We start from the raw sequence: 11,276 nt of genomic DNA, 5'->3' as shown, positions 1-11,276 counted from the left end.
GCGACCCCGGCATCCGCCTGCAACCCGGCTTCCTCGATCGCACTGATCGCGCACTGCTCGTCGATATCTGACGTATCCCCGCTGATCCCCACAGCCCCCAACACCCTGCCCGCCTGATCACGAATCAGCACGCCCCCCGGCGCCGGCACTACCGGCCGTTCACCCATTCCGTTCAGCGCGGCAAAAAACGCCGGCCGCTGCTGCGCATCCAGCGCCAGCATGCGCGAGCCCTTGCCCAGGGCTATCGCCCCCCAGGCTTTGCCGGTGGCCACTTCCGGGCGGATCAGGCTGGCGCCATCTTCGCGCTGCAGCGCCAGCAGGTGGCCGCCAGCATCCAGCACCGCCACGGTCAGCGGCGCCGCATTGATCTTGCGACCCGCCGCCAGCGCAGCATTTACCAGCCCAACGGCGACTTTCAGGTTCAAAGCGTTCATGAAAAGGTCCTCTTCTTGTTGTGAGAAGCCCTGAGGGCAGTTGAAAACCGATGAACAAATAGAACACAACGAAGATTATTTTTGTATACAATATTTTGAAACGATCGTATGCGATCACGCAAACTCCCGTTTTCATGGGCGCTCTGAGGAAAGCCAAGTCAACCGATGAAAACCCATTGACCTACAGCGCCAGGCGTGAATACACTCTATCGCAAAGCAAGTTGTATACAATTACAAAATCAATGAGGCACAAACCATGAGCAAAATGAGAGCAATCGATGCAGCCGTTCTGGTCATGCGCCGTGAAGGTGTAGATACCGCGTTCGGCATCCCGGGGGCTGCCATCAATCCGCTGTACTCGGCCCTGAAGAAAGTCGGTGGCATCGATCACGTCCTCGCTCGCCACGTCGAAGGTGCCTCGCACATGGCCGAGGGCTACACCCGCGCCAACCCGGGCAACATCGGTGTGTGCATCGGCACCTCCGGCCCTGCCGGCACCGACATGGTCACCGGCTTGTACAGTGCCTCGGCCGACTCCATTCCTATTCTCTGCATCACTGGCCAGGCCCCGCGTGCGCGCCTGCACAAGGAAGACTTCCAGGCTGTCGATATCACCAGCATCGTCAAGCCGGTGACCAAGTGGGCGACCACGGTGCTGGAGCCAGGTCAGGTGCCTTACGCCTTCCAGAAAGCCTTCTACGAAATGCGCACCGGCCGCCCAGGCCCGGTGCTGATCGACCTGCCGTTCGACGTGCAGATGGCCGAAATCGAATTCGACATCGACGCCTACGAGCCGCTGGCCATCAACAAGCCTGCCGCCACCCGCGTGCAGGCCGAAAAAGCCCTGGCCATGCTCAATGACGCCGAGCGCCCGCTGCTGGTCGCCGGCGGCGGCATCATCAACGCCGACGCCAGCGACAAGCTGGTGGCGTTCGCTGAACTGACCGGCGTACCGGTAATCCCGACCCTGATGGGCTGGGGCACCATCCCGGACGACCACGCGCAGATGGTCGGCATGGTCGGCCTGCAGACGTCGCACCGCTACGGCAACGCCACCCTGCTCAAGTCGGACCTGGTGTTCGGTATCGGTAACCGCTGGGCCAACCGCCACACCGGCTCCGTGGACGTCTACACCGAGGGCCGCAAATTCGTCCACGTGGACATCGAACCGACCCAGATCGGCCGCGTGTTCACCCCGGACCTGGGGATCGTTTCCGACGCTGGCAAGGCGCTGGACGTACTCCTGGAAGTCGCCCGCGAATGGCAAGCCGCTGGCAAGCTGAAATGCCGCAAGGCGTGGCTGGAAGACTGCCAGCAGCGCAAGGCCAGCCTGCAGCGCAAGACCCACTTCGACAATGTGCCGGTCAAGCCGCAGCGCGTGTACGAAGAAATGAACCAGGTGTTCGGCAAGGACACCTGCTACGTCAGCACCATTGGCCTGTCGCAGATTGCAGGCGCGCAGTTCCTGCACGTGTACAAGCCACGCCACTGGATCAACTGCGGCCAGGCCGGCCCGCTGGGCTGGACCATCCCTGCGGCACTGGGCGTGGTCAAGGCCGATCCGCAGCGCAAGGTCGTGGCGCTGTCGGGTGACTACGACTTCCAGTTCATGATCGAAGAGCTGGCGGTGGGCGCACAGTTCAACCTGCCGTACGTTCATGTGCTGGTGAACAACGCCTACCTGGGCCTGATCCGCCAGGCGCAGCGTGGCTTCGACATGGACTACTGTGTACAACTGGCGTTCGAGAACATCAACTCGACCGACGCTGCCACCTACGGCGTTGACCACGTGGCCGTGGTCGAAGGCCTGGGCTGCAAGGCCCTGCGCGTGTTCGAACCGGCCGAGATCGCCCCTGCCCTGATCAAGGCGCAGAAGATGGCCGAAGAGTTCCGCGTACCGGTGGTGGTCGAGGTCATTCTCGAGCGCGTCACCAACATTTCCATGGGCACCGAGATCAACGCGGTCAACGAATTCGAAGACCTGGCGCTGGTCGGCAACGACGCGCCAACCGCCATCTCGATGCTGGACTGATCGCCTGACGCCCCCAGGCATGCCCTGGGGGCCTTCACCGCAAGGAGACAACTATGCCTCGCTTCGCTGCCAACCTGTCCATGCTGTTCACCGAACAGGACTTCCTGGCCCGCTTCAAGGCTGCCGCCGATGCTGGCTTCAGCGGCGTCGAATACCTCTTCCCGTACGACTACAGCGCGGCTGAAATCAAGCAGCAGCTGGACGCCAACGGCCTGACCCAGGTGCTGTTCAACCTGCCAGCCGGTGACTGGGCCAAAGGCGAGCGCGGGATCACCTGCCACCCCGACCGCGTCGAAGAATTCCGCGCGGGGGTCGACAAGGCCATCGAATACGCCAAGGTGCTGGGCAATACCCAGGTCAACGCCCTGGCCGGTATTCGCCCACAAGGCCTGCAGTGTGCCGACGTACGCAAGACCTTCGTCGCCAACCTCAAGTATGCCGCCGACAAACTCCAGGCCGCCGGCATCCGCCTGGTCATGGAAATGATCAACACCCGCGATATCCCTGGCTTCTACCTCAATACCACCCAGCAGGCCCTGGAAATTCAGGCCGAGGTGGGCAGCGACAACCTGTTCCTGCAGTACGACATCTACCACATGCAGATCATGGAAGGTGACCTGGCCCGGACCATGGAAGCCAACCTGAAGTCGATCAACCACATCCAGTTGGCCGACAACCCCGGCCGCAACGAGCCAGGCACCGGCGAGATCAATTACCGCTTCCTGTTCGAACACCTGGACCGCATCGGCTACCAGGGCTGGGTGGGCGCGGAATACAAGCCGCTGACCACCACCGAAGCAGGCCTGGGCTGGCTGAAGACCCATAACGCAATCTGAACGGCTGAACGCTAGCGCCCTGTGAAACACGAGACCCTGTGGGGGCGGGCAAGCCCGCGAACACCGGCATAGCCGGTGCCATCCACCGACTCGCCTGTTTCGCGGGCATGCCCGCTCCCACAGCTTGAGACACCACAAATACAAAGAGGCATATTCTCATGGCTAAAATCGGTTTCATCGGCACCGGCATCATGGGCAAGCCCATGGCCCAGAACCTGCAAAAAGCAGGGCACAGCATTTTCGTTTCCACCCACCACGACGCCGCGCCAGCCGACCTGATCGCCGCCGGTGCAGTGGCCCTGGCCAACCCGAAAGAAGTGGCCCAGGAAGCCGAGTTCATCATCGTCATGGTGCCGGACACCCCACAAGTGGAAAGCGTGCTGTTCGGTGACAACGGCGTGGCCGAAGGCGTGGGCCCGAACAAGGTGGTGATCGACATGAGCTCGATCTCCCCTACCGCCACCAAAGCCTTCGCCGAAAAAATCAAGGCCACCGGCGCCGCCTACCTGGACGCCCCGGTGTCCGGTGGCGAAGTAGGTGCCAAGGCCGCCACCCTGAGCATCATGGTTGGCGGCTGCCCGAACGCCTTCGAGCGCGCCCTGCCACTGTTCCAGGCCATGGGCAAGAACATCACCCGCGTGGGTGGCAACGGTGACGGCCAGACCGCCAAGGTGGCCAATCAGATCATCGTCGCCCTGAATATCCAGGCTGTCAGCGAAGCGCTGCTGTTCGCCGCCAAGAACGGCGCCGACCCGGCCAAGGTGCGTGAAGCGCTGATGGGTGGCTTTGCCTCGTCGAAAATCCTCGAGGTGCATGCCGAGCGCATGATCAAGGGCACCTTCGACCCGGGCTTCCGTATCAACCTGCACCAGAAGGACCTGAACCTGGCGCTGCAAGGCGCCAAGGAGCTGGGCATCAACCTGCCCAACACCTCCAATGCCCAGCAAGTGTTCAACACCTGCCAGGCCCTGGGGGGCGGCAACTGGGACCACTCGGCGCTGATCAAGGGCCTGGAGCACATGGCCAACTTCTCGATCCGCGACGAGAAATAAGCTTCAAGCTGTGAGCCTCAAGTGGCAAGTGGCAAGCGACAAGCGACAAGCGACAAGCGACAAGCGAGAGCAGATCTGCTTTTGCTTGTAGCTTGCAGCTTGCAGCTTGCAGCTTGCAGCTTGCAGCTCGCAGCTCGCAGCTCGCAGCTGTGGAGACCGCCCCTGGTTCGGCCTGCACGGAGGCAGTTCCAGGGGCGTTTTTGATTGTGCAGAACAACAATAATTGGGAGCCTGCCATGTCGGTCGATCCGCAAAAAATTCTCCGCGACCTGTTCGACACAGCCATCGCCGCCGCCCACCCCCGTCAAGTTCTCGAACCCTACCTGCCCGCCGACCGTAGCGGCCGGGTCATCGTCATCGGCGCCGGCAAGGCCGCAGCCGCCATGGCCGAAGTGGTCGAGAAAAGCTGGCAGGGCGAAGTCTCCGGCCTGGTCGTCACCCGTTACGGCCACGGCGCCAACTGCCAGAAAATCGAGGTGGTCGAAGCCGCCCACCCGGTCCCCGACGCCGCCGGCCTGGCTGTGGCCAAGCGCGTGCTGGAACTGGTCAGCAACCTCAATGAAGAAGACCGCGTCATATTCCTGCTCTCCGGCGGTGGCTCTGCCCTGCTGGCCCTGCCCGCCGAGGGCCTGACCCTGGCCGACAAGCAGCAGATCAACAAGGCACTGCTGAAATCCGGCGCCACCATCGGCGAGATGAACTGCGTGCGCAAGCACCTCTCGGCGATCAAGGGCGGGCGCCTGGCCAAGGCTTGCTGGCCGGCCACGGTCTACACCTATGCCATCTCCGATGTACCCGGCGACCTCGCCACGGTGATCGCTTCCGGCCCCACCGTGGCCGACCCGAGCACCTCGGCCGATGCCCTGGCCATTCTCAAGCGCTACAACATCGAAGCGCCAAAAGCGGTGATCGACTGGCTCAACAACCCGGCCTCGGAAACCGTCAAGGCCGACGACCCGGCCCTGGCCCGCAGCCATTTCCAGCTGATTGCCAAGCCCCAGCAGTCGCTGGAAGCCGCCGCAGTCAAAGCTCGCCAGGCAGGCTTCAGCCCGCTGATCCTCGGCGACCTGGAAGGCGAATCGCGCGAAGTGGCCAAGGTGCATGCCGGCATCGCCCGGCAGATCGTGCTGCACGGCCAGCCGCTGAAGGCGCCCTGCGTGATCCTGTCCGGTGGCGAAACCACCGTGACCGTGCGCGGCAATGGCCGTGGCGGGCGCAATGCCGAGTTCCTGCTCAGCCTCACCGAAAGCCTGAAAGGGCTGCCGGGCGTGTACGCCTTGGCCGGTGACACCGACGGTATCGACGGTTCGGAAGAGAATGCCGGCGCGCTGATGACCCCAGGCAGCTACGCCAGCGCCGAAGCCCTGGGCCTGTCGGCCAGCGATGAGCTGGACAACAACAACGGCTATGGCTACTTCGCCGCGCTGGACGCACTGATCGTCACCGAGCCGACCCGCACCAACGTCAACGACTTCCGCGCCATCCTGATCCTCGAGACTGCCCAATCATGACGCCTGATAAAAAAGTGAAGATCCTCGCCACCCTCGGCCCGGCGATCGAAGGCATCGACGACATCCGCCAACTGGTCGAAGCGGGGGTGAACATCTTCCGCCTCAATTTCAGCCACGGCGAACACGCCGACCACGCCCTGCGTTACCAGTGGATCCGCGAAGTCGAGCAGCAGTTGAACTACCCCCTGGGTATTCTCATGGACCTGCAAGGGCCCAAGCTACGGGTCGGCCGCTTTGCCGAAGGCAAGGTCCAGCTGCAACGCGGCCAGGCTCTGCGCCTGGACCTGGACAACACCCCGGGCGATAACCGCCGGGTCAACCTGCCGCACCCCGAGATCATCGCCGCCCTGGAGCCAGGCATGGACCTGCTGCTGGACGACGGCAAGCTGCGCCTGCGGGTAACCGCCAAGCACAGCGACGCAATCGACACCGAAGTGCTGAACGGTGGCGAGCTGTCGGACCGCAAGGGCGTCAACGTACCGCAAGCGGTGCTCGACCTCTCGCCGCTCACCGAAAAAGACCGCCGCGACCTGGCCTTCGGCCTGGAGCTGGGCGTGGACTGGGTCGCCCTGTCGTTCGTGCAGCGCCCTGAAGACATCGTTGAAGCGCGCCAGCTGATTGGCGGCCGCGCCTACCTGATGGCCAAAATCGAAAAACCGTCGGCAGTCGAGCACCTGCAAGCCATTGCCGAACTGGCCGACGCCATCATGGTGGCCCGCGGGGACCTGGGCGTGGAAGTGCCGGCCGAAAGCGTGCCGCAGATTCAGAAGCGCATCATTGGCACCTGCCGCCAGCTGGGCAAGCCGGTGGTGGTGGCCACGCAGATGCTCGAATCGATGCGTTTCTCGCCGGCACCGACCCGTGCCGAAGTCACCGACGTGGCCAACGCCGTGGCCGAGGGTGCCGACGCGGTGATGTTGTCGGCCGAAACCGCCTCGGGGGATTACCCGCTGGAGGCTGTGCAGATGATGAGCAAGATCATCCGCCAGGTCGAGAACGGCCCGGACTACCAGGCGCAGCTCGACGTCGGCCGGCCCAAGGCCGAAGCCACCGTGTCGGACGCCATCAGCTGCGCGATCCGCCGTATCAGCGGCATCCTCCCGGTGGCGGTGCTGGTCAACTACAGCGAGTCGGGCGCCTCCACCCTGCGCGCTTCGCGTGAACGGCCACGGGCACCGATCCTCAACCTTACGCCCAACCTGAACACCGCGCGGCGCCTGAGCGTGGCCTGGGGTGTGCACTCGGTGGTCAATGACCGCCTGCGCCAGGTGGATGAGGTGGTCTCCACGGCCCTGGAAATTGCCCAGGCACAAGGCATGGCCAGCCGGGGCGACACGTTGCTGATCACTGCCGGGGTGCCGTTCGGCAAACCTGGGTCGACCAACACGCTGCGGATCGAAACACTGATCTAAGCCACTGCATAGACCCTGGGGGAGCGGGCGTGCGCGCGAATGCGTCAGTCCAGGCAACTTCGTTGACCCTGCTGGCCCTTTCGCGGGCACGCCCGCTCTCACAGGGTCGGTGGTGAAGCAAAGAATCGCGGAAAACCGAGGCCCAAAGAGGCCCACCGCTCCCCATCCACTTCACTGACTGCCCCATGTACAGCAAACATTTCGTCAACCCGTGCCCCGACTGGGCCACGGCGTTACTCAACGGCTTCAGCCAGGTGCTGCTGCTGCGCAACCCCCTGTGCGGCCTGTGCTGCCTGCTGGCCATCCTGCTGACTGCGCCCGACCTGGTCGGCGGCGCCCTGCTCGGCGCCCTCGCCGGCCTGCTCACTGCCCAGCGCCGCGGCTACGACCGTGCCGACCGCCAGGCCGGGCTGTACTGCTACAACGGCGTCCTGATCGGCATCCTGATCAGCGCCGTGCTGCCCTGGTCGGCCATCCTGCCGCCACTGGTCATCGCCGCCGGCGGCCTGTCCAGCATCATCACCCACCAGTGGCGCAAGCGCGGTGGCAAGCTGCTGGTTGCCTATACCGCACCGTTCGTGCTGTTGGGCTGGGGCACGCTGTTGCTCGCCGAACCCTCGATGACCGGTTTCGTCGAAGCCGAACCGGTGTACGCCCTGGCCCGCGGCATAGGGCAGATCTTCCTGCTCGACCAGCCGTTGGCCGGGTTGCTGATCATCGTCGGCATGTTCATCGCCCTACCCTATGCGGCGATGTGGGCGGTAATTGGCTCGGCCATCGGGGGCGGCATGGCGCTGCTCACAGACCAGGCGCAAGCAGCGTGGATGGGCCTGGCTGGCTTCAACGCCGCGCTGGCGGCGCTGGCCTTCAGCAGGCAAGGCGAAAAACCCTGGGTGACGTTGCTGGCCATCGCTCTGGCCTTGCTGCTGCAACCGCTGTTCATGCTGCTGCCTGTAGCCGGCCTGACCGCGCCTTTTGTCGCCGCATGCTGGCTGATGCACACATGTGCGCACATTGCAGAGCAGTATCAACGCCGTATGTCTTCGACATAATCATTTGGCACTGCCCTCTCTCCTGCAGTTGAAACTGCCCCCCGCCTGGCTGGGTTGATGAAAGCATGGGTGGGTGGCACAATCTCGACCCTCTCGAAACCTTTTAACAGTAAGTGCCCCCCCCTGGCTCTGGACGTTGCAGGGATATGAGTATCGTCCTTTTTGAAGTAAACACCCGATAGTTCGGCAAGTGGCGACTGAGCCACGACCTGTGCATCGATTCTCGGTGAGTTACCGGTGAATTCGAAAGTTGTAAAAGTTTCACTGTGAACCTTGATAACCTGCAAAGACTTGCCTTTGTATTCTGCTTTGGCAAGCGGCTTCAAATGGGCTTTCAAATCCCTCTTAGTCAAGCCGAACCGCGAAAGATGTCCCGTCAAGCCCGTCCTCTGTCCCATCTGCCCTGATGGGTCGACCTGGTTCACAGGGTCACCAGTGCAGTAGGAATACGCATTGATACCCCCCTCACCAAATGGACTGATGCTGTCGGGACTCGTGAAGCGCATCAGCGATGGCGCGTAACACCGATAACCCTGTCCCAGCAGATAGCCTGAAAGATATTGATCGAACACTTGGCCTGCGTAAGCCAATATGTTCAAAGGTGACGAACCTGCCAGGTAGCCAAATGGCGAATAGGCGTTAGCCTGATTGGGTTTTATTTTCAAAGAGATCATGACCGCTCCAGTTGCCACCTCTGCCCCCCCATGCTCTCCCCAAAGCACAAGGTCGGGAAACTGACAGAAATATCAGTTGCATTCGCAGGTAACCAATTGCAGATGGGCAATCAATCCTTCTAGGCTTCCCACTTCAGTACTACGAGCCAATAAACATGCCTGTATCGCAATCCCTAAGGGAACGCCTCTACATCATGGTCTTCCAGACCGACACCGTGGCTGGAAGGCGCTTCGACAAGATCCTCCTACTGATCATCCTCGCCAGCCTGGTCACGGTGATCCTCGACAGCATCGACGAAGTGCACCAGGGCTACGCCGGCCTGCTGGCCGGTATCGAATGGGGCTTTACCGCGATCTTCCTGGCCGAGTACCTCACCCGCCTGTACTGCTCGCCCAAGCCGCTGCGCTACGCCTTCAGTTTCTATGGGCTGGTCGATTTACTGGCGATCGTGCCGGGGATCATCGCGCTCTACTACAGCGACGCCCAATACCTGCTGATCGTCCGCGTCATCCGCATGCTGCGGATCTTCCGCGTGCTCAAGCTCAGCCCCTACCTCAAGCAGGCCCATTACCTGATCGACGCGCTGCGCGGTAGCAAGCAGAAGATCATCGTGTTTCTGGTCACGGTATCGACCTTGGTCACGGTCTTCGGCACGCTGATGTATGTGATCGAAGGGCCGGAGCACGGTTTCACCAGCATTCCCAAGGGCATCTACTGGGCGATCGTCACCCTGACCACCGTGGGCTTTGGCGACATCGTGCCGAAGACGCCTTTGGGGCAGGTAATTTCGTCGATGGTGATGATCATCGGTTATTCGATCATTGCCGTGCCGACCGGGATCTTTACCGCAGAGCTGGCCAACGCCATGCGGGGCGAACAGCTACAGCATGATTGCCCGGTCTGCAAGAAAAAGACCCATGAACAAAGCGCGGCGTTCTGCTCGCGGTGTGGGAGTGGGTTATTCCCCAAACAGTGATGTTGCCCGATCGGGCCCTGTCGCCGGCAAGCCAGCTCCCACAATGTGCACCACCGGGACTGAGCCTTGTGCAATACCTGTCAGCCCTGAGGCGATCCCTGTGGGAGCTGGCTTGCCGGCGATTGGGCCAGTACAGGCAGCGGAATAACCAAAGTCGTTTTTGTTCTTTAACCCGCACAAATCCAACCGCTATAGTCGCTGGCAATCTGCCCCAAAAACCTTCAAGAACAAGGAAGCAACGTGAAAAGACTCTTCACCGCCTCGCTGCTCGCCGCAGGCCTGGCCTTGGGCAACATCGCCCAGGCCGCCCCTACCCTGCTCAACGTTTCCTACGACGTGATGCGCGACTTCTACAAGGACTACAACCCAGCCTTCCAGAAACACTGGCAGGCCGAGCACAACGAGAAGGTCAACGTGCAAATGTCCTTCGGCGGCTCCAGCAAGCAGGCGCGTGCGGTGATCGATGGCCTGCCGGCCGATGTGATCACCATGAACATGGCCACCGACATCAACGCCCTGGCCGACAACGGCAAGCTGGTGCCGGACAACTGGGTCACCCGCCTGCCGAACAACAGCGCGCCGTTCACCTCGGCCACGGTCTTCATCGTGCGCAAGGGGAACCCGAAAGCCCTGAAAGACTGGCCCGACCTGCTCAAGGACGGCGTGCAGGTGATCGTGCCCAACCCGAAAACCTCGGGCAATGGCCGCTACACGTACCTGTCGGCCTGGGGCTACGTGCTCAAGCAGGGCGGTGACGAAGCCAAGGCCAAGGACTTCGTTGGCAAGCTGTTCAAACAGGCCCCGGTGCTGGATACCGGCGGCCGGGCCGCGACCACCACGTTCATGACCAACCAGATCGGCGACGTGCTGGTGACCTTCGAAAACGAAGCCGAAATGATCGCCCGCGAGTTTGGCCGCGACCAGTTCGAGGTGGTCTACCCGAGCGTGTCGGCCGAGGCCGAGCCACCGGTGAGTGTGGTCGACAAGGTGGTGGCCAGGAAAGGCAGCCAGGCCGTGGCCGAGGAATACCTCAAGTACCTGTGGTCGCCAGAGGCCCAGGAGATTGCCGCCAACAACTACCTGCGCCCACGCGATGCAACCGTGCTGGCCAAGTACACCGACCGCTTCCCGAAAGTCGACTTCCTGTCGGTGGAAAAGACCTTTGGTGACTGGCGCACCGTGCAGAAGACCCACTTCAACGACGGTGGCGTGTTTGACCAGATCTATACCGACAAGCAGTAATTGATTCAGGCAGGCTTGGCCTATTCGCGACTGAAGCCGCGAATAGGCCAGCCC

General features: G+C 62.2%; 10 protein-coding genes. 8 read left to right on the top strand and 2 right to left on the bottom strand.

The genetic code is table 11. The features are described from left to right. On the bottom strand, window positions 1–434 hold a 434-nt coding region (locus tag GYA94_RS08600), incomplete at its 3' end, for a GlcG/HbpS family heme-binding protein (RefSeq protein ID WP_161892132.1). A gap of 256 nt (window positions 435–690) precedes the next feature. On the opposite strand from GYA94_RS08600, the gene gcl reads away from it, so the two are divergent. The 6 genes from gcl (at window position 691) to GYA94_RS08570 (ending at window position 8,329) form a co-directional block, all read left to right on the top strand. Further along, entirely contained in the window at window positions 691–2,466 is a 1,776-nt protein-coding gene (gene gcl / locus GYA94_RS08595) for a glyoxylate carboligase (protein WP_054881315.1), read from the top strand. Between the two features lie 53 nt (window positions 2,467–2,519). Next, the gene (hyi, locus tag GYA94_RS08590; protein ID WP_009683944.1) at window positions 2,520–3,302 is read left to right on the top strand and encodes a hydroxypyruvate isomerase; all 783 of its coding nucleotides are present in this window, start codon (window positions 2,520–2,522) and stop codon (window positions 3,300–3,302) included. A gap of 158 nt (window positions 3,303–3,460) precedes the next feature. Next, the gene (locus GYA94_RS08585) at window positions 3,461–4,354 is read left to right on the top strand and encodes a 2-hydroxy-3-oxopropionate reductase (protein ID WP_054881313.1); all 894 of its coding nucleotides are present in this window, start codon (window positions 3,461–3,463) and stop codon (window positions 4,352–4,354) included. A 236-nt stretch (window positions 4,355–4,590) separates the two neighbouring features. After that, window positions 4,591–5,865 carry a glycerate kinase type-2 family protein gene (locus GYA94_RS08580; RefSeq protein WP_054881322.1) on the top strand — a complete coding sequence of 425 codons (1,275 nt, stop codon included), beginning with the start codon at window positions 4,591–4,593 and terminating at the stop codon, window positions 5,863–5,865. Beyond that, window positions 5,862–7,277, top strand: coding sequence for a pyruvate kinase (gene pyk, locus GYA94_RS08575; protein ID WP_054881312.1), 1,416 nt, complete (start codon window positions 5,862–5,864; stop codon window positions 7,275–7,277). The genes GYA94_RS08580 and pyk overlap by 4 nt, the downstream gene beginning before the upstream one ends. Window positions 7,278–7,462: 185 nt before the next feature. Beyond that, complete coding sequence (locus GYA94_RS08570; protein ID WP_161892131.1) at window positions 7,463–8,329, top strand: urea transporter; 867 nt, start codon at window positions 7,463–7,465, stop codon at window positions 8,327–8,329. Here the strand turns inward: GYA94_RS08570 and GYA94_RS08565 are convergent. Next, window positions 8,305–9,003, bottom strand: coding sequence for an RHS repeat-associated core domain-containing protein (locus GYA94_RS08565; protein WP_161892130.1), 699 nt, complete (start codon window positions 9,001–9,003; stop codon window positions 8,305–8,307). The genes GYA94_RS08570 and GYA94_RS08565 overlap by 25 nt on opposite strands. Window positions 9,004–9,158: 155 nt before the next feature. Here GYA94_RS08565 and GYA94_RS08560 point away from each other — a divergent pair, with 155 nt between their 5' ends. Then, window positions 9,159–9,980 carry an ion transporter gene (locus tag GYA94_RS08560; RefSeq protein WP_161892129.1) on the top strand — a complete coding sequence of 274 codons (822 nt, stop codon included), beginning with the start codon at window positions 9,159–9,161 and terminating at the stop codon, window positions 9,978–9,980. Window positions 9,981–10,220: 240 nt separating this feature from the next. Then, window positions 10,221–11,222 (top strand): sulfate ABC transporter substrate-binding protein, encoded by a 1,002-nt coding sequence (locus GYA94_RS08555; protein WP_161892128.1) that lies wholly within the window; start codon window positions 10,221–10,223, stop codon window positions 11,220–11,222. The last annotated feature ends 54 nt before the right edge of the window (window positions 11,223–11,276 follow it).

It is taken from the genome of Pseudomonas juntendi, from assembly GCF_009932375.1.
GTDB classification, from domain to species: domain Bacteria; phylum Pseudomonadota; class Gammaproteobacteria; order Pseudomonadales; family Pseudomonadaceae; genus Aquipseudomonas; species Aquipseudomonas juntendi.
The sequence above is the reverse complement of the archived record's forward strand: the minus strand, read 5'-3'. Positions and strand labels throughout refer to the sequence as shown.

Coding starts and splice junctions, on each gene's coding strand:
- GYA94_RS08565 (WP_161892130.1), bottom strand. CDS start 9,003: ATGATCTCTTTGAAAATAAAACCCAATCAGGCTAACGCCTATTCGCCA.
- pyk (WP_054881312.1), top strand. CDS start 5,862: ATGACGCCTGATAAAAAAGTGAAGATCCTCGCCACCCTCGGCCCGGCG.
- GYA94_RS08560 (WP_161892129.1), top strand. CDS start 9,159: ATGCCTGTATCGCAATCCCTAAGGGAACGCCTCTACATCATGGTCTTC.
- GYA94_RS08585 (WP_054881313.1), top strand. CDS start 3,461: ATGGCTAAAATCGGTTTCATCGGCACCGGCATCATGGGCAAGCCCATG.
- gcl (WP_054881315.1), top strand. CDS start 691: ATGAGCAAAATGAGAGCAATCGATGCAGCCGTTCTGGTCATGCGCCGT.
- GYA94_RS08570 (WP_161892131.1), top strand. CDS start 7,463: ATGTACAGCAAACATTTCGTCAACCCGTGCCCCGACTGGGCCACGGCG.
- hyi (WP_009683944.1), top strand. CDS start 2,520: ATGCCTCGCTTCGCTGCCAACCTGTCCATGCTGTTCACCGAACAGGAC.
- GYA94_RS08580 (WP_054881322.1), top strand. CDS start 4,591: ATGTCGGTCGATCCGCAAAAAATTCTCCGCGACCTGTTCGACACAGCC.